This is a genomic window from Halorubrum sp. Ea8, assembly GCF_002252925.1.
Classification (GTDB): domain Archaea; phylum Halobacteriota; class Halobacteria; order Halobacteriales; family Haloferacaceae; genus Halorubrum.
The window spans coordinates 56,053-72,697 of record NZ_NHPF01000072.1 but is presented as its reverse complement, the minus strand read 5'-3'; the positions used below and the strand labels follow the sequence as shown (position 1 = coordinate 72,697).

Sequence of the window (16,645 nt, the reverse complement as noted above, 5' to 3'; positions counted from 1 at the left end):
TGACACACGGGGCAACGAAGCGCGCCTCCGGGAGCCCTTTAGGCGCGAGCCGCGTCGTGCGGATATGAGCGACGACTGCGGATGCGGATCGAACGACTCGGCGCCGCGCGACTCCGGCGAAGCCGCGCCGGACGCGTCCGCCGACGCGGGGCCCCGTCCCGCGAAGGGGAGCGAGCTGGCGAACGACGACCGGCGCAACCCCTTCGCCGACGGGATCGACCGGCGACGACTCCTGCAGGCGTCGGGCGCCGTCGGCGCGACGACGGCGCTGGCCGGCTGTTCCGGCGGCGGTGGCGGCGGTGACGGCGACGAGCCCGCGCCGACGATGTTCGTGTTCAACAACGGCGACCGAACGCTGAGCGTCATCGACACGGAGAGCGACGAGCTGCTCAACACCGCGTTCCTCGGCACGACCGCCTCCTTCCCGGCCAACCAGTACGCCACGGGCGTCGACGACGAGCACGACGTGCTCTGGCTGAACGTCTCCGGGGGCGTCCGCGCGTTCGACCAGCGCACGCTGGAGGAGCTCGCCTTCGTCGAGACCGGGTACGGCCCGAACTACCCGAACGTGACGCCCGACGGCGAGCACGTCCTGATCGCCTCCGGCGGGACGACCGGAATGGCGCCCGAGGGCGACGAGGCCCACGCTATCTTCCGCGTCGACGCGGACCGCGACAGCGACGCGTTCGGCGAGGTGACCGCCGAGATCGAGACCGGCTACGTCGGCCCCTGCGACATGACGCTGGGCCCGAACGGCGACTACGCCTTCGTCGTCGACGTCGCCGACGAGGCGGTCCGCGTGTTGAGCGTCGACCCGTTCGAGACGGTGACGCGTGTCGACGCCGGCGAACCGGTCACCGAGGGCAACGTCCTCCCCTTCATGTGCACCGCCTCGTTCGACGGGGAGCTCCTGCTCGTCGAGAACGGGGAGGGGACGCTCGGCGGCGACCCCGAGGTGCCCCGCGAGGGCTCCGAGAGCGTCTGGGACATCTCCGACCCGGAGAACCCGGAGGAGATCGCGAAGGTCACCCGCGACGACGGGCTCCCGGGCGCGCCGATCACGAGCGAGGTCGCCCCGGACAACTCGGCGGCGTACCTCTTCATCCCCGGCGAGGGGGTCGGCGTCGTCGACCTGGAGGCGAACGAGTACGCGACGACGCTCGACGTCGGCGGCAGCAGCATCGCCGGCGCGTGGGGGCCGAACCGCGAGAAGCTGTACGTCCCCGTGCAGGACGCGAACCAGGTCGCCGTGATCGACCACGCGGAGCGGGAGGTCGTCGCGACCGTCGAGGCCGGCGAGGCGCCCACCGGCGCGGTCGCCGGCACGGTCCGCCCGGAGGAGGACGCGGTGTCGAGCCTCCAGGCGTCGCTCGCCTCGCTCGGCATCGCGTTCGGCGAGATGGAGGCGTCGTGGTGCATGGACGACCACTGCTACTGCGGGTAGATGGCCTCGGATAACGTGCGCGACGACGGTCCCGCCGACCCCGCCGAGAGCGACGCGGCCGGAGCAGACGAGACGAGCGGGTCCGATCCCGCGTCGACTCGCCGAGGCCTCCTCCGCGCCGCGGCGGGTGCGACGGCCGCCGGCGCGGCGAGCACGGCCGGCTGTCTCGGGATCACCACCCCGGCCGACACCGCCGCGCAGTACGGGCTGAGCGGGAACGTCTCGCACTTCGTCGGACCGAGCTGGCTCGCCGAGAACCGGGGGGACGTCGTCGTCCTCGACGCTCGCGACCCCGAGCGCTTCCGCGAGGAGCGGATCTACGGCGCCAGGCGCGTCCCGTTCGACGCGGTCACGAGCCGAGCGTCGACCGACGCCGGACTGGTCCCGGACGTCGAGGCGATCGCCGACGCGTTCGGTGAGGTCGGGGTGTCGCCCGACGACGACGTCCTCGTCTACGGCGCCAGCGTCGGGTCGCGAGTCACCCGGACCGCGTTCGCGCTCGTCGCCTTGGGCCACGCCGGATCGGTCCGCGTCCTCAACGGCGGCCTCTCGGGCTGGAACGGTCGGCTCGGAACGGGCTCCCGCGACCGGGTCGAGCCGACCGAGTACGAGGCCGACCCCGCCGCGTCGGCGTGGGTCACCCGCGAGTGGCTCGCCGACCGCGTCGGGACGTTCAACGGCGACGGACCGGGGCTCGTCGACGTGCGCGTCCCGGAGGCGTACCTCGGAGCGCCCGCCGCCGACGCCCTGAATCCCGACAACGACCGCCACGGACATCTCCCCGGGGCGATCGGCGTCCACTGGGTCGGCAACGTCGACGGCCGGCGGATGACGGACCCGGGCGAGCTCGTGCACCTGTACGAGAACCGGGCGGGGCTCGACCGCTCGGGCACCGTGGTCGTCTACGGCGACGACAACGTCGACCCCACGTCCACGTGGCTGACGCTGCGGGCGATCGGCTTCGAGGACGTGCGGCTGTACGACGGCGGGTTCGGCGAGTGGTCGAACGTCGAGGGGGACCGCGGGCGGTACCCCGTCGAGACCAAGACGAGCGCCGTGATCGAGACGGAGGGGAGCGTCGGCGGCGACGACGGCGGCGGCGACTTCTCCTGTACCGGATGAGCGAGAGCGGCTCAGACGGTCCGCCCGACCGAATCGTCGCGGTCCCCTGCGAGGGCGACGACGCGCTCGCGCTGTTCGCGCTCGCCGACGGCGAGCCCCTCGGCGAGGTCCCGGTCGGCAGCCACCCGGTCCACGCGACGACCCGCGGGGGACGGACGTTCGTCGCGACGATGGGCGAGCGAGCGGTCACGGCGGTCGACGCGGACGGCGCCGTCTCGCGGGTCGAGACGGGCGTGCTCGGCCCCTCGCACTTCGCGACCGCGAACGGGGAGCTGTTCGTCTCCTGTACCGCCGGCGACGCGCTCGCCGTCGTCGACCCCGAGTCGCTGACCCTCGTCGCCCGGATCGGGGTCGGCGCCGAGCCCCACGAGGTCGCCGTCTCTCAGGACGGCGATCGGCTCTACGCCGGCAGCCGCCGGGAGGGCGTCGTCGACGTCGTCGACCCCGCGGCCCGCGAGCGACTCGGCGCCGTCGATGTCGGTCCCGACGCCCGAGTGCAGGGCGTCGCGGTCGGCCCCGAGGGCGACCGCGGCTACGCCGTGGATCAGGCGGGCGCCCGCGTCGTCGCGTTCGATCCGGAGGGAGTCGACGCGCCGGGAGGGGCCGACGCGCCGGGAAGGCCCGACGCGGCGGGAGGCGCCGACGAGCCGGGCGACGCCTCCGACGCTTCCGTCCTCGGCGAGGCCGCGGTCGGCGCCGACCCGTACGACCTCGTCGTCACCGCGGACCGGGTGTTCGTCCCCGGCCGCGGCGACGGCGTCGTCCACGAGTTCGACCGCGACCTCGGGCTCGCGGCGGTCCACGAGGGGTTCGACCGGCCCGTCGACCTGTTCAGGATCGGCGGCGAGCGGTGGGTGCTCGACGCGGCCGCCGACGGCCTCCGTTCGCTTTCGGGCGCGATCGTCGACACCCCGGCGCCGGGGCTCGCCGCGACCCGCGTCGGCGACCGGCTGGTCGTCTCGCACTACGACGACGACCGGGTCTCGCTCGTCGACGTCTCGCGGGGTCCGATATGGACGGCGGAGACGGGCGCGTACCCCTTCGGGTCCGTCGTGGTCTGAGCGCGGTCCGGCGGTCGGGGCCGCGAACCGTCGTCACAGACACCGGGGAACGCTGCCGATGCCCGCGGAGCAATCAGCGGACCGCTCGACCAAGCGGTATGAAGGTCGCTTACGTCTTCGCGACGGCCGGACAGACCATCGACTACGTGCTCGGGGACATGATCCTCCCGCAGCTGGAGGCCGACGCGCACGGCGCCGACGTGGTCGGGATGTTCTTCTTCCACGACAACACCTACGCGCTCCGCGAGGGCGACCCGCTGGGACAGCGGCTCGCCGACGTGGCGGCCGATCGGGACATCCTCCTCATGCTTTGCGATCAGTGCGCGACCCGCCGCGGGCTCGCCGAGTTCGACCGCACCGACGAGCACGGCCGGGACCGGTACGAGCCGACGAACACGGTCGAGGGCGCGACCGTCGGCTGCTTCCCCGACCTCTACGCGGCGCTCGGCGAGGTCGGCGTCGACCACGTGATCACGCTGTAGGCGAGGGACCGCAGGGCGAGAAGGCCGGGTCCGGAAAGACAGGGCGAGAAGGCCGGGCCCGGAAGGACGCGGGCCGAGAAGGTCCGCTAGATCTCGAAGTCGGGCGTGTCGAACGCTCCCTCGTCGGCCTCGACGTCGTAGCCCTCGATCGCGGTGAGCGCGACGTCGAGCGTCGTCTCCGGGTCCCACCGTCCCGTGTTGATCGCGAGGTCGTAGATGGAGCGGTCGGAGAGGTCGATCCCGTAGTACGACTTGTACCGCTTCTCCTCTATCACCTCGCGGACCTGCATCTCGGAGGTCATCTCCTCGCGGTCGAGCGTCCGGTCGGCGCGCACCTCGTCGGGCGCGTCGAGCCAGATCCGGACGTCGGCGCGGTTGCCGGCGATCCAGCCGGCGAGGCGCGACTCCAGGATGAACGCCTTGTTCGCGGCGCCCCACTTCTCGGCGATCCGGCGGAGCCGGCGGTCGAGCGCGCGGTCGATCTCCTCGGACTCGCCCGTCTTCGCGATGAGCTGCGAGAGGCTCATGTCGCGCTCGGCGGCGATCTCGCGGAACAGCTCCCCGCCGGAGACGTAGCCGCAGTCGAGCGCCTCCGCGAGCGCCTCGACCAGCGTCGTCGCCCCGCAGCCCGGCGGGCCGGAGACGGTGACGAACAGGTTGCGGTCGATCTCCCGCTCCGCCGTCGGCGAGGTTCCACTCATACGTGCGGCGCCACGGACGGATCGCGGATAAACGGGGCGGTTCGCGCACCGCTGCCGGGGGCGCGTCCCGCACGCCGCCGGAAGCGGTCGACCCCACCGACACAACGGCTCTGTTGAAATTGTCAGTGAGTGACACTCTCTGGCTGCTGTATATATAGAGAATGGATGCAGTAGACGGAAATTACGCTCACTAGGGGTGTGGCTATGCCGCTACCAACCGCAGATTGCAGAGACAAAAGACGATTAAAACATGCTATACGTTCTCCGTTCGATTTCAGATACACGAGAGGATGTCATAAGAAGGTAGGACTCTGGAAAAACGCTGTCGGCCTCCGCATCAGTGTTGTAGGCACCCTATTGCTTTTTTGCATACGACTGACCGGTATCGGCTATACGGGACCTCGGATCGATAGCGGTGGCGTATCTCGGCCTCATTCTCCTCGGGGTATCAGTCACCGAAGTCGCACTACTGGTGTAGACCAACCTGATTGACACGGATTTTACAGTATCAAGATGGCCGGTTCGATAATTGAGTGACCGACCTGCGCCGTGTGTTTTCCACGGGCAGCAAACTAACAGCTAAAAGAGGTTTTTGAGCATTCAAGCGTATTATACAAAACCGGGTGTACGACTCACTGTGAGCGCTGTTCCAGAACCACAGTCTATCACAGACTACGTCGCAGATGGTGCACGTATCGCGGCAATCCTCCTCATCTGGGGTGTGATCGCTGCGTTTTTCAGTTACGGTGTGACCGAGTTCACAAGTTCTTTCGAGCGAGTGTTCACGCAGCTTGGTGAACTGTTGATTGTAGTGGGCTTTCTTAATGCCCTCCTCTATATGCTCTACCGTACTGTCGATTACTGGCATGAAACAGCGTGACGACGCCACTTACGTATCGAACGATATACCGAAAATGGATTCTGTATGGAAAAACGCACACGAAACGAACCATTTCGTTCTGTTGTGAGCCCTCCCCTTTCGCGTCGACGGTTCCTTTCGGTCTATGCGACGGGCGGTTTCGTCTCTCTCACGGGGTGTTCGACCATCGACCGGTCGGACGAGTCTGTCGACGGAGTAGTCTGGCAAAAGAAAGTCCAGGTCGAACTCACCCAGACGGAGGGATCTGTTTTGACCGATATCCTTCGATTACAGTTTGACCGCGATCGAGACGAGGTCTTCGGGGTTTTCGATCCGGAGTACGTTGATGGAGCCATTAACGATGCATCGGTTGCCGTCTCATCGGAGTTGCACGATACCCTAACGACTGAGTTCGATCGAGTGAATTACAAAATCAAACTGGGACCGGTGAACGATGCGGGTGACCACGTCCATGCGCAGGCCCATCGTACTGCGTTCAACGAACTCCCCCTTGCTGGACACGCGTCTGTCGAGAAGTTCTGGGTAGAGGAGACTGACGATCTCCGCGTGGGGTACGTTCGCCCGAAAGAGACCGAACCCCCGAGTCAGCCACCATCCACTTGTGACATTAGTCGCTTCAACCTCGGTGCGAACTACGACAGGTACTGACCGGGTGGGCTAAACCAAGACCGCCCCAGAGACTGTATCGGTGAATCGCCACACCGACCTATTCGAGCCATTTCTTTCTGGTAAGGGCCCAGCGCGCGATACGCGCCCCGTAGTCAGCATAGCCTCTCCAAACGAGAAGCGACCGAAGAGTTCCACAGAACCGACACAACCGATATGCCTCCGCGCGCCCACGTACGTGACAGTGAGCGAACTCACGGAACGCGGCGCGGAACGCCCCTCGGCGCGGGCGCTCCTCTGCGAGACCCTCGCCGGTAACGACTCCCCCTCCGTCGAGTTCGACCCGGAGACGGTGCCGCTCCCGGACGGCGACGTGCTCGACCGGCTCTCGCCGCCGGTCCGCCGGTGGTGGGTCTCGGAGTTCGGCGCGTACGTCGGCGAGAACGGCGGCTTCTTCACCCCGCCGCAGCGCGAGGCGATCCCCCACGTCGACGAGGGGCGGAACTGCCTCGTCGCCGCGCCGACCGGCAGCGGCAAGACGCTCGCCTCCTTCACCGCCGTGCTCGACGACCTCTTCGCCCGGGAGCGAGCCGGAGAGCTGGAGAACTCGGTCTACTGCCTGTACGTCTCGCCGCTGAAGTCGCTCGCGAACGACATCAAGCGCAACCTGGAGGTCCCGATCGAGGGGATCGCGGCGGAGACGTGCTCCGGAGACTGGGACGGAGAGGGAGACGGGGACGGGGACGCACACGACCCCGGCGTCCGGCAGGCGATCCGCCACGGCGACACGAGCAAGGCCGACCGGCAGGCCATGCTGGCGGAGACGCCGCACGTGCTCAACACCACGCCGGAGACGCTGGCGATCCTGCTCAACTCCCCGAAGTTCAAGGAGAAGCTCCGGACCGTCGAGTACGTCATCGTCGACGAGATCCACTCGCTGGCGGCGAACAAGCGCGGCACCCACCTCTCCGTCTCGCTGGAGCGGCTGACGGAGCTGGCCGACGGGTCGCCGACCCGCATCGGCTGTTCCGCGACGGTCGAGCCGCTCGACGAGGTCGCCGAGTTCCTCGTCGGCCGCGAGCGCGTCGCCGGCGGGGTCGGCGACGAGTCCGGCCTCGAACCCCGACCGTACGAGCTGGTGGACGCGCGGTTCGTCCGGGAGTTCGACCTGGAGCTTCGCACCCCGGCGGCCGACCTGATACACACCCCCCGGTCGGCCGTCACCGACCGCTTCTACGACGCGCTCCACGAGCTTATCGCCGACCACGAGAACACGCTGGTGTTCACGAACTCCCGCTCCGGCGCGGAACGCACCCTGCAGGAGCTCCGCGAGCGGTACGGTTACGACGAGTCGGACTCGGGCTGTCACCACGGGAGCCTCGGCGAGGGGCAACGCACTCGGATCGAGGAGGGGCTGAAGGCGGGCGACCTGGACGTGGTCACCACGTCGACGAGCCTGGAGCTCGGGATCGACATGCCCCACCTCGACCTGGTCGTGCAGGTGGGCTCGCCGAAGTCGGTCGCGGCGCTGCTCCAGCGCGTCGGCCGCGCGGGCCACAGCCCCGGCGAGACGGTCGAGGGGCGGGTGTTCGCACTGGACCGCGACGAGCTGGTCGAGTGCGCGGCGATGCTCGCCCGCGCCGAGGACGGCTTCGTCGACCGCGTCTTCCTCCCCGAGGGCGCCTACGACGTGGCCGCCCAGCACGTGTACGGGATGGCGATAAACCGGATCCGTCCCGACCGCGAGGTCCGCGAGATCCTCCGGCGCGCCCACCCGTACCGCGACTTCGGCGAGGCCGACTACGAGCGGCTGATGCGGTACCTCACAGCGGACTACGAGGGGCTCGCGGACCGCAACGTCTACCCGAAGGTGTGGCGCGACGAGAACGACCCGCCGGGCGGGGAGCACCACCACGAAGAACATCCCGTAGGCGAACTCCTCGTGGGGAAGCGCGGCCGGCTGGCGCGGGTGATCTACATGACGAACGTGGGGACGATCCCGGACTCGTTCAGCTGTCAGGTGCTCACGCGCGACGGGGAGCCGGTCGGGACGCTCGACGAGAGCTACCTCGACACGCTCGATCCGGGCGACGTGTTCGCGCTGGGCGGCGAGCGGTTCGCCTTCCGGTACCGCCGCGGCTCGAAGGTGTACGTCGACCGGACGAGCGAGCGCCCGACCGTCCCCTCGTGGTACTCCGAGCGGCTCCCGCTCTCCTACGACCTCGCCCGCGAGGTGCTCGCGTTCCAAGGCGAGCTGCTCGACCGGCTCCGGGACGGGGGGCCGCCCGCGGTCCGCGCGTGGCTCCGGGAGTTCCCTCTCGACGGGAGCGCGGTCCGCGCGATCACCCGGATGTACGACGAACAGGTCGCGTACGCCGGCGCCGAGAGCGTGCCCACCCCCGGGCGGCTCGTCGTCGAGGAGGAGCTCGACCGCGCCGAGTACAAGCGCCGGTTCTACGTCCACTCGAACTACGGCCGGCGGTTCAACGACGGCCTCTCGCGGCTCGTCGGGGCCCGGGTCGCGAACCGCACGGACGCCAACGTCGCGGTCGCGGTCGCCGACCGCGGCTTCTCGCTCGCGCTCCCGCTGAACCGCAAGGTAGACGTCGCCGGGATCCTCCGGGAGCTGTCCCCCGACACCGTCCGCGAGGACCTCCGGGAGGCGGTGCAGGGGACCGACCTCCTCCAGCGCTACTTCCGCATCGACGCGGCCCGCTCGCTGCTCATCCTGAAGCGCTACAAGGGGTACGAGAAGACGGCGGCCGAACAGCAGGTGTCGGCGGAGATGCTGCTCTCGTTCGCGGAGGAGCTCGACGAGTTCGCCGTCACCGAGGAGACGTACCGGGAGCTGTTGGAGGACCGGCTCGACCTCGCCGGCATCCGCGAGGTGCTCGTCGGGGTCGCCGACGGCGACGTCGACGTCGTGCACCACACCGTCGACTCGCCGGCCCCGCTCTCGTTCGGGCTCGCGACGCTCGTCGACTCCGACACGGTGCTCGCCGACGACGAGTCGGCGGTCCTCCGGGAGTTCCACGCCCGCGTCACGGAGTCGATCGAGGACGGCGACGGCGAGTGAGCGTCGACGTCGGAGCGCGCCCGCTCACGGTCGCGGGGGCTCCGAGGGGATCACGTCCGGAAGCCCGTCGAGGATCAGCGTGGTGTAGTGGAGGAACACGGCGAGGGCGACCACCGAAAGAAGCAGGAGGAACAGCAGGATCAGTCGCTCGTCGCTCCGGACGACGGCGCGGGCGTCGCCGGCGATTTCCGAGAGAGATCCGCCGATCGGCATCGCCCGCTCGTACGCGCCCGGTACGGTAAAAGGGTCGCACGACGCGAGTCGGAACCGCGTTACACGGAGCGAGTCGGTCGGCGGTCGCCGCCGACTGCCGCCGGTCAGTCGCTCTCGACCGGCGGCGTCCCCGAGCGCGACAGCGGCTCGCCGTCGACCGGCTCGTCGGGGTTGGCGTCGATTGCCGCCTCGCTGAGCCCGAGCCGGGCGTCGACGTCGGCGTCCTCGCGCACGTGGACCGTGCCGCGGTGGATCGCGATCGCGTCGGCGAGGTGGAGCCGGACGGCGTCGAGTAGCACGTCGGCCTCGAGCGGTTGCCCGCGGCGCTTGATCTCGTCGACGCCCGCGCCCGCGGGGACATCGAAGGCGCGCTGGGAGATCACGGGCCCCTGATCGAGGTCCGTCGTCACGTAGTGGGCGGTGACGCCCGCGATGCGGACGCCGGCGTCGTTCGCCTGCCGGTACGCCTCGGCGCCGGGGAACGCCGGGAGCAGCGAGGGGTGGACGTTGATGATCCGCCCCTCGTAGCGGAAGACGACCTCGGGCGAGAGGATGCGCATGTAGCGGGCCAGCGCGATCAGGTCGACGTCATACTCGGCCAGCAGGTCGAGCAGCCGCCCCTCGTCGGTGTTGCCGTTGCCGTCGCCAACGTCGTAGAAGGGCTTGTCGTAGCGCTCCGCGAGCGAGCGGAGGTCTCCGCGGTTGCCGATGACGACCGGTATCTCGGCCTCCTCGCCGTCTTCGGCGATGTCGCCGTTGGCCTCCGCATCCAGCAGCGCCTCGGGCGCGTGCGTCTCCTTCGTGACGAGCAGCGCGATCCGGCGCGCGTCCCGGTCGCTCGGGAAGCGCACCTGGATGTCGACGCCGAGCTCGCGGCCGAGCTCCGCGAGGGCGCGGCGGAGCTCGCCGCGCGAGGTCTCCATCTCCGAGGCGTCCACGCGGGTCGTCATCCGGAAGACGCCCTCGCGGACCGCCTGGTCCAAGTCCTCGATGTTGACTCCCCGCTCGAACAGCAGGGAGGTGACCCGCGCGATGAGTCCGGTCTTGTCTCCTCCGACGACCGTGATCTCGGTCAGTTCGCGGGTCATGCGACGATCACCTCCGCGGGTTCGAGCGGCTGCATACACTCCGGCCAGAGCGCGGAGGGGTTTTTCCCTTTCGTTCCGCGCGGGGTCTGCCACCGGCATGATCGACCAATATATACCCACGAACATGGATATAAGAGGCGTTCCAAAACGGTTTTTACACACGACTTCGCAGTATCGGGCATGACGGCATACACCGCGACGGTGACGGTCCGGCTGAAGCGGGGCGTCCTCGACCCGGAGGCCGAGACCACCCAGCAGGCGTTGGAACGCCTCGGGTTCGAGCTGTCTGACCTCCGGTCGGCCGACCGCTTCGAGGTGGACCTGGATGCGGCCGACGCCGACGAGGCCGCCGACCGCGCCGATGAGATGGCAGAGCGGCTCCTCGCGAACCCGACCATCCACGACTACGACGTCGCGGTCGCGGAGCGATGACGGTCGTCGTCGTCGAGACGACGCCGCTCGTCACCGGCGCGGTCGTCGCGGCCGCCCACGCGGGGTGGTCGGCGTGACGGTCGCCGTCGTCCAGTTCGGCGGCTCCAACTGCGACCGCGACGCGGTCCGCGCGCTGGAGCACCTCGGAGTCGAGGCCGAGCGCGTCTGGCACGAGGACGGCCTCCCGGCCGACACCGAGGGCATCGTCCTCCCCGGCGGCTTCTCGTACGGCGACTACCTCCGCGCCGGCGCGATGGCCGCCCGCGCCCCGGTCATGACCGAGGTGCGGGAGGCCGCCGCCGACGGCGTCCCCGTGATCGGCGTCTGTAACGGCGCGCAGATCGGCGCGGAGTCCGGGCTCGTCCCCGGCGCGTTCACCACCAACGCCTCCGCGCGCTTCCAGTGCGAACCGGTCCATCTGCGCGTCGAGCGCGCGGACACGCCGTGGACCGCCGCCTACGACGAGGGCGACGTCATCGAGGTCCCCATCGCGCACGGCGAGGGGAGATTCGAGATCGGCGAGGACGCCCACGCCGACCTCGTCGCCGACGACCGCGTCCTCTTCCGCTACTGCGACGTCGACGGGAACGTCACCGACGCGGCCAACCCGAACGGCTCGACCGACAACGTCGCCGGCGTCATCGGCGAGCGGGAGACGGTCGCCGTCCTCATGCCGCATCCCGAGCGCGCCACGCTCCCGGACCTCGGCCGGAGCACGGACGGGGCGGGGATCCTGAAGGCGTTCGCCTGACGAGTCCCGTCGCCACCGCCGCACCTTTTGCGCCGCGCCGACAAATCTCCGGGTATGCAGGCACGTCACATCGACCACGTCAACGTCCGGATCCCCGAGGACGGCGTCGCCGACGCCCGGGAGTTCTACGGCGAGCGGCTCGGCTTCGGCATCGAGGACGCGCTGTACGCGGCCGACGAGAAGCCGTTCTTCGACGTGCGGCTGTCGGCGACGGCGGTCGTCCACCTCTGGCCGACCGACGAGTTCGAGCCGCCGACGGCGACGAACTACGACCACGTCGCCGTCGTCGTCGAGGAGTCGATCGACGAGATCGAGGCCGAACTGGACGCGGCCGGCGTCGAGATCGAGAAGACGCTCGACGAGCCGCTCGGCGCGACCGGGGAGGCGCCGGCGGTGTACGTCAGGGACCCGTTCGGCTACCGGGTCGAACTGAAGGCGCGGGTGTGAGTTCGCGGGCCGCTCAGGCGGTGTGGTCCGTGACGTCGACCTCCCCGGCCGCGACCTCGGCCGTCAGCATGGTCGCCGGGACGTCCTCGCCGCCGACGCCGGTCGCGGTCCCCGGGTTCAGGACGGTGACGTCGCCCCGCGTCTCGGTTACGACCTCGTGAGAGTGACCGGCGACGCCCACGAGGGTCTCGTCGCCGTCGGCACGCGCCCGAGCGACGTCGACGACCGCGTCGAACCAGTCGTCCTCGTCGAAGACGACGCCCTCCGTGCTCCCGATCGCGCGCTCGACGAAGTTGACCATCCCGTGTGAGGCGACGAACGAGACGCCCTCCACGGAGACGGAGGCGACGGGGGGCAGGTCGATCTCGGCCGGGTCCGCGTTCCCGTACACCGCGGTCAGTTCCGTCGCCGCCGACCGGACCGCCTCGAACGCCTCGACGGAGCCGAAGTCGCCGGTGTGAACGACGTGATCCGCCGTCGCGATCCGATCGCGGAACGGCTCCGGGAGGCCCTCCGCCTGTTCGGGGACGTGCGTGTCGCTGAGGATTGCGAGTTCCACGCTCGGTACAGCCGGCCCGTTGACGTAGTTCTTCGGTCGGTCGAGGGACCGATCGGACTGGGCCCGAACCGGTTCGTCTCCGCGAGCAACCCTCGCCCCCTTGCGGTCGTTTAAGACCCCCGAGCGACAGGGTGAGGTATGAGCGAACAGCAGCCACGATCCGACGAGGGAGAGGCCCCTCGGCGACGCGGAGGCGACGCGGACCGGTTCGCGGGGGAGAAGGACGAGGACCTGCGGAGCAGAGACGTGACGGAGGGCGCCGAGCGCGCCCCCCACCGCTCGATGTTCCGGGCGATGGGGTTCGACGACGAGGACCTCTCCTCGCCGCTCGTCGGCGTGCCGAACCCCGCCGCCGACATCACGCCGTGTAACGTCCACCTCGACGACGTCGCCGACGCGGCGATCGACGGGATCGACGCGGCGGGCGGGATGCCGATCGAGTTCGGAACGATCACCATCTCGGACGCCATCTCGATGGGGACGGAGGGGATGAAGGCGAGCCTGATCTCCCGCGAGGTCATCGCCGACTCGGTCGAGCTCGTCTCGTTCGGCGAGCGCGTGGACGCGCTGGTGACCGTCGCCGGCTGCGACAAGAACCTCCCCGGCATGCTGATGGCGTCGATCCGCACGGACCTCCCCTCCGTGTTCCTCTACGGCGGCTCGATCATGCCCGGCGAACACGAGGGGCGCGACGTCACCATCGTCCAGGTGTTCGAGGGCGTCGGCGCCTACGCCGAGGGCGACATGAGCGGCGAGGAGCTCGACGAGCTGGAGCGCCACGCCTGCCCCGGCGCGGGCTCGTGCGGCGGGATGTTCACCGCCAACACGATGGCCTCCATCTCCGAGGCGCTCGGGATGGCGCCGCTCGGCTCGGCCTCCGCGCCCGCCGAGGATAAAGAGCGCTACGAGGTCGCGGAGCGGGCCGGCGAGCTGGTCTTGGACTGCATCGAGAACGACCGCCGCCCCTCCGACGTCCTCTCGCGGGAGTCGTTCGAGAACGCGATCGCTCTCCAGACCGCCATCGGCGGTTCGACGAACGGCGTCCTCCACCTGCTCGCGCTGGCCGCCGAGGCCGACGTCGACCTCTCGATCGAGGACTTCGACGAGATCTCGCGGCGCACGCCGAAGATCGCCGACCTCCAGCCCGGCGGGAGCCGCGTGATGAACGACCTCCACGAGATCGGCGGCGTGCCGGTCGTGCTCCGCCGCCTCCTGGAGGCCGATCTGCTCCACGGCGACGCGATGACCGTCACCGGCCGCACCCTCGCCGAGGAGATCGCGGAACTAGAGGAGAGCGGCGCGCTCCCCGACGACTCGGAGATCGAGGCCGACTTCCTCTACACCGTGGACGAGCCGAAGGAGGAGGAGGGCGCGATCAAGATCCTCAAGGGGAACCTCGCGCCCGAGGGCTCCGTGCTGAAGGTGACCGGCGACGACGAGTTCTACCACGAGGGGCCCGCCCGCGTGTTCGAGCACGAGGAGGACGCGATGGAGTACGTCCAGTCGGGCGCGGTCGACTCCGGCGACGTGATCGTGATCCGCAACGAGGGGCCGACCGGCGGGCCGGGGATGCGCGAGATGCTCGGCGTCACCGCCGCCGTCGTCGGCGCGGGCCACGAGGACGACGTGGCGCTCCTCACCGACGGGCGCTTCTCCGGCGCGACGCGGGGCCCGATGATCGGCCACGTCGCCCCCGAGGCGGCCGACGGCGGCCCGATCGGCCTCATCGAGGACGGCGATCACGTCACCGTCGACATCCCCGAGCGCGACCTCAGCGTCGACCTCTCCGACGAGGAGTTCGAGGAGCGCCGCGAGGCGTGGGAGGCGCCCGCGCCGCAGTACGAGGGCGGTATCCTCGCGAAGTACGCTCGCGACTTCGCCTCGGCGGCCGACGGCGCGGTGACGAACCCGCGGCTGACGCGGGACCGTTAGGTAACCGGAGTTCGTTTGAAATAGAGGGCGAGGAAAGACCTGAGGCGCGCGGCCGTGAGAGCGGCGAGACCGGACGATTCGCCGCCGTCTACTCCCGTTTTCCCCCGTCAGTGTGCGCGGTCCGGACCGACTCGGCGCGCCAGACGTTGCTGCGGCGACCGGCGCGCGACAGCTCCATCTTGACGACCGAGCCGACCGGCAGGTCGGCCACCTCCTCGCGGGCGTCGTCGTCGGCGTAGTCGACGACGTGGTACGTCTCGTTGCGCGGATGTGCACGAACCGTGGTGCATTCGTGATCGTTCTGTTCGGAAATTACAGTGAAGGTGTCGTAGTTCGACATCTTAACCCGTTATTCTTGGACATACTACTTTAATTCTCCGTATATTCACTACGGTCGTCAATCAGGTGGTAAAACGGATATAAGGTGTATAACGCCGCTGGCGACGCGGGGAACGGAGCGGTCGGCGGTCGTCTCGGACCAGCACGCATATTTCCGCCCGCCGCCGACCCCGACACATGGAATCCAGTCGGGAGGACGAGGAGCCGGTCGGCGTGGCGCTGTTCGTCGACGGACCGAACGTGTTGCGCGAGGAGTTCGACGTCGACCTCGACGACGTCCGACGGGCGGCCGAGGCCGAGGGGCCGCTCGTGACGACGCGGCTCTACCTCGACGAGCACGCGACCCCGGGGCTGATACAGGCCGCGGAGGCGCGCGGGTTCGAGGTCGTGATCACGAGCGGCGACGTCGACGTGAAGCTCGCGGTCGACGCCGCCCAGTTCGCGGCCGAGAACCGGATGTCCGTCCTCGCGATCGCCTCCCGCGACACCGACTTCAAGCCCGTCGTCGAGACGGCGAACGGCTACGGGATCCGGACCCTCGCCATCGCGCCCGGCGAGTTCGGGCGGTCCGACGCCCTGCGGAACGCCGCGACCGGGTCCGTGACGCTCGACGAGGTCGGCGCGGACGACGGGGAGGCCGGCTCGGACGGCGGCGAGCCCGGCGAACCGAACGCGGTCGAGGGGGACGCGGCGATCGGGTCGGACGCGGCCGCGGACTCCCAACCCGAGTAACGTCCGGCACCGAGCTACCTCCGCCCGCCGCCGCGTCCGCGACCCGCCCACCCGATCAGCACCGCGCCGAAGCCGCCCGCGATCGCCGCGGCGCCGCCGATACCGACGGCGGTCGGGAGGAGCCCGAGGCGGGCGATCGCGGCGTCGACGCCGACCCGGAACCAGCCGAGGTTCGGGACCGACACCAGCGCCTTGGCGGAGATCCACTCCTCCCGGACGACCGGGGCGATCCCCGCGCTCTGGTCGTACTCGCCGTTCGCGTCGCCGAAGGTGATGTAGCCGTCGTAGGGCGCGGGACAGCTCGCCAGGTCTGCGCAGTCGCCGTCGAGCAGCGCGGGGTCAGCGCGGTCGGTCCAGTCCTCGCCCGCGCTGACCCGGAACGCGAGCCGGTGGAGGATCGGCCGCGTCTCCCCGTCCGGGGGGTCGAAGACCACTACGTCTCCCGCGCCCCCGAGCCGCGCGGGCGCGTCGGGCTCGGCGTGTCCGACCAGCCCGCGCCAGGGGAACCGCTCCGTCGCGGTGACGACCACGAGGTCGCCGCGTTCGACGGTCGGCTCCATGCTCCCGCTCTCGACGGCGACGAACGGGGGCCACACGCCCGCGGCCGCCGCGACGACGAGCGCCACGAGCAGGACCGCCGCGGCGGGCGCGAGGAGTTCGGAGACGTTCCGCTTCACGCGAGTCAGGGAGTGGGGAAGCGGCTTGAGCCTGTCGGCGCCCCCGCCCCTTCCGGCGGCGGTCGGGCGCCGAGACCCTGCGACTCCGGGCGCCGAGACCGCC

18 protein-coding genes are annotated in these 16,645 nt (G+C 69.9%); 12 read left to right on the top strand and 6 right to left on the bottom strand.

Features of this window, described 5'->3' with window-relative positions:
• The first annotated feature begins 64 nt into the window (after window positions 1-64).
• The 4 genes from DJ74_RS07065 to DJ74_RS07050 all read left to right on the top strand — a co-directional run bounded on the left by DJ74_RS07065 (window position 65) and on the right by DJ74_RS07050 (window position 4,109).
• Window positions 65-1,444: a twin-arginine translocation signal domain-containing protein gene (locus DJ74_RS07065; RefSeq protein ID WP_094526793.1), complete on the top strand. Its 1,380-nt coding sequence runs from the start codon at window positions 65-67 to the stop codon at window positions 1,442-1,444.
• Entirely contained in the window at window positions 1,445-2,566 is a 1,122-nt protein-coding gene (locus DJ74_RS07060) for a sulfurtransferase (RefSeq protein ID WP_094526792.1), read from the top strand. It begins immediately after the preceding gene.
• Window positions 2,563-3,627: a YncE family protein gene (locus tag DJ74_RS07055; RefSeq protein ID WP_094526791.1), complete on the top strand. Its 1,065-nt coding sequence runs from the start codon at window positions 2,563-2,565 to the stop codon at window positions 3,625-3,627. The genes DJ74_RS07060 and DJ74_RS07055 overlap by 4 nt, the downstream gene beginning before the upstream one ends.
• 98 nt (window positions 3,628-3,725) lie before the next feature.
• A complete protein-coding gene (locus tag DJ74_RS07050; RefSeq protein ID WP_094526790.1) occupies window positions 3,726-4,109 on the top strand; it encodes a SaoD/DsrE family protein in 384 nt (127 codons plus the stop codon).
• Between the two features lie 86 nt (window positions 4,110-4,195).
• Here the strand turns inward: DJ74_RS07050 and cmk are convergent, their stop codons facing one another.
• Window positions 4,196-4,810, bottom strand: a complete 615-nt coding sequence (gene cmk / locus DJ74_RS07045; protein ID WP_094526789.1) for a (d)CMP kinase — start codon at window positions 4,808-4,810, stop codon at window positions 4,196-4,198.
• Window positions 4,811-5,447: 637 nt separating this feature from the next.
• On the opposite strand from cmk, the gene DJ74_RS07035 reads away from it, so the two are divergent.
• The 3 genes from DJ74_RS07035 to DJ74_RS07025 all read left to right on the top strand — a co-directional run bounded on the left by DJ74_RS07035 (window position 5,448) and on the right by DJ74_RS07025 (window position 9,372).
• Entirely contained in the window at window positions 5,448-5,690 is a 243-nt protein-coding gene (locus tag DJ74_RS07035) for a hypothetical protein (protein WP_094526788.1), read from the top strand.
• A gap of 45 nt (window positions 5,691-5,735) precedes the next feature.
• On the top strand, window positions 5,736-6,338 hold the full coding sequence (locus DJ74_RS07030; protein ID WP_141212624.1) for a hypothetical protein: 603 nt from the start codon (window positions 5,736-5,738) through the stop codon (window positions 6,336-6,338).
• Window positions 6,339-6,540: 202 nt separating this feature from the next.
• Window positions 6,541-9,372 (top strand): ATP-dependent helicase, encoded by a 2,832-nt coding sequence (locus DJ74_RS07025; RefSeq protein ID WP_094526786.1) that lies wholly within the window; start codon window positions 6,541-6,543, stop codon window positions 9,370-9,372.
• A 24-nt stretch (window positions 9,373-9,396) separates the two neighbouring features.
• Here DJ74_RS07025 and DJ74_RS07020 read toward each other — a convergent pair whose 3' ends face one another.
• Together DJ74_RS07020 and DJ74_RS07015 are read right to left on the bottom strand one after the other, a co-directional pair.
• Entirely contained in the window at window positions 9,397-9,585 is a 189-nt protein-coding gene (locus DJ74_RS07020; protein ID WP_094526785.1) for a hypothetical protein, read from the bottom strand.
• Between the two features lie 104 nt (window positions 9,586-9,689).
• Complete coding sequence (locus tag DJ74_RS07015; RefSeq protein ID WP_094526784.1) at window positions 9,690-10,673, bottom strand: formyltransferase family protein; 984 nt, start codon at window positions 10,671-10,673, stop codon at window positions 9,690-9,692.
• Window positions 10,674-10,853: 180 nt separating this feature from the next.
• On the opposite strand from DJ74_RS07015, the gene purS reads away from it, so the two are divergent.
• The 3 genes from purS (at window position 10,854) to DJ74_RS07000 (ending at window position 12,303) form a co-directional block, all read left to right on the top strand.
• Window positions 10,854-11,105 carry a phosphoribosylformylglycinamidine synthase subunit PurS gene (gene purS / locus DJ74_RS07010; RefSeq protein WP_004595793.1) on the top strand — a complete coding sequence of 84 codons (252 nt, stop codon included), beginning with the start codon at window positions 10,854-10,856 and terminating at the stop codon, window positions 11,103-11,105.
• 73 nt (window positions 11,106-11,178) lie between these two features.
• Window positions 11,179-11,856, top strand: a complete 678-nt coding sequence (gene purQ / locus DJ74_RS07005; protein WP_094522370.1) for a phosphoribosylformylglycinamidine synthase I — start codon at window positions 11,179-11,181, stop codon at window positions 11,854-11,856.
• Window positions 11,857-11,910: 54 nt separating this feature from the next.
• Window positions 11,911-12,303: a VOC family protein gene (locus tag DJ74_RS07000; RefSeq protein WP_094526783.1), complete on the top strand. Its 393-nt coding sequence runs from the start codon at window positions 11,911-11,913 to the stop codon at window positions 12,301-12,303.
• Between the two features lie 13 nt (window positions 12,304-12,316).
• Here the strand turns inward: DJ74_RS07000 and DJ74_RS06995 are convergent, their stop codons facing one another.
• The gene (locus tag DJ74_RS06995) at window positions 12,317-12,862 is read right to left on the bottom strand and encodes a YfcE family phosphodiesterase (RefSeq protein WP_094526782.1); all 546 of its coding nucleotides are present in this window, start codon (window positions 12,860-12,862) and stop codon (window positions 12,317-12,319) included.
• A 138-nt stretch (window positions 12,863-13,000) separates the two neighbouring features.
• Between DJ74_RS06995 and ilvD the strand changes: the two genes are divergently transcribed.
• Window positions 13,001-14,794, top strand: coding sequence for a dihydroxy-acid dehydratase (gene ilvD, locus DJ74_RS06990; RefSeq protein ID WP_094526781.1), 1,794 nt, complete (start codon window positions 13,001-13,003; stop codon window positions 14,792-14,794).
• Window positions 14,795-14,882: 88 nt separating this feature from the next.
• On the opposite strand, the gene DJ74_RS06985 is transcribed toward ilvD, so the two are convergent.
• A complete protein-coding gene (locus tag DJ74_RS06985; RefSeq protein ID WP_094522327.1) occupies window positions 14,883-15,134 on the bottom strand; it encodes a hypothetical protein in 252 nt (83 codons plus the stop codon).
• 176 nt (window positions 15,135-15,310) lie between these two features.
• Between DJ74_RS06985 and DJ74_RS06980 the strand changes: the two genes are divergently transcribed.
• Window positions 15,311-15,865 (top strand): NYN domain-containing protein, encoded by a 555-nt coding sequence (locus DJ74_RS06980; RefSeq protein ID WP_241881434.1) that lies wholly within the window; start codon window positions 15,311-15,313, stop codon window positions 15,863-15,865.
• A 14-nt stretch (window positions 15,866-15,879) separates the two neighbouring features.
• Here DJ74_RS06980 and DJ74_RS06975 read toward each other — a convergent pair whose 3' ends face one another.
• Complete coding sequence (locus DJ74_RS06975) at window positions 15,880-16,542, bottom strand: S26 family signal peptidase (RefSeq protein WP_094526780.1); 663 nt, start codon at window positions 16,540-16,542, stop codon at window positions 15,880-15,882.
• Window positions 16,543-16,645: the final 103 nt, after the last annotated feature.

Excerpts from the sequence above, each read along its gene's own strand:
- DJ74_RS07065 (WP_094526793.1), top strand. The coding sequence starts at position 65 with ATGAGCGACGACTGCGGATGCGGATCGAACGACTCGGCGCCGCGCGAC.
- DJ74_RS07060 (WP_094526792.1), top strand. The coding sequence starts at position 1,445 with ATGGCCTCGGATAACGTGCGCGACGACGGTCCCGCCGACCCCGCCGAG.
- DJ74_RS07055 (WP_094526791.1), top strand. The coding sequence starts at position 2,563 with ATGAGCGAGAGCGGCTCAGACGGTCCGCCCGACCGAATCGTCGCGGTC.
- DJ74_RS07050 (WP_094526790.1), top strand. The coding sequence starts at position 3,726 with ATGAAGGTCGCTTACGTCTTCGCGACGGCCGGACAGACCATCGACTAC.
- cmk (WP_094526789.1), bottom strand. The coding sequence starts at position 4,810 with ATGAGTGGAACCTCGCCGACGGCGGAGCGGGAGATCGACCGCAACCTG.
- DJ74_RS07030 (WP_141212624.1), top strand. The coding sequence starts at position 5,736 with ATGGAAAAACGCACACGAAACGAACCATTTCGTTCTGTTGTGAGCCCT.
- DJ74_RS07020 (WP_094526785.1), bottom strand. The coding sequence starts at position 9,585 with ATGCCGATCGGCGGATCTCTCTCGGAAATCGCCGGCGACGCCCGCGCC.
- DJ74_RS07015 (WP_094526784.1), bottom strand. The coding sequence starts at position 10,673 with ATGACCCGCGAACTGACCGAGATCACGGTCGTCGGAGGAGACAAGACC.
- purS (WP_004595793.1), top strand. The coding sequence starts at position 10,854 with ATGACGGCATACACCGCGACGGTGACGGTCCGGCTGAAGCGGGGCGTC.
- DJ74_RS07000 (WP_094526783.1), top strand. The coding sequence starts at position 11,911 with ATGCAGGCACGTCACATCGACCACGTCAACGTCCGGATCCCCGAGGAC.
- ilvD (WP_094526781.1), top strand. The coding sequence starts at position 13,001 with ATGAGCGAACAGCAGCCACGATCCGACGAGGGAGAGGCCCCTCGGCGA.
- DJ74_RS06985 (WP_094522327.1), bottom strand. The coding sequence starts at position 15,134 with ATGTCGAACTACGACACCTTCACTGTAATTTCCGAACAGAACGATCAC.
- DJ74_RS06980 (WP_241881434.1), top strand. The coding sequence starts at position 15,311 with ATGGAATCCAGTCGGGAGGACGAGGAGCCGGTCGGCGTGGCGCTGTTC.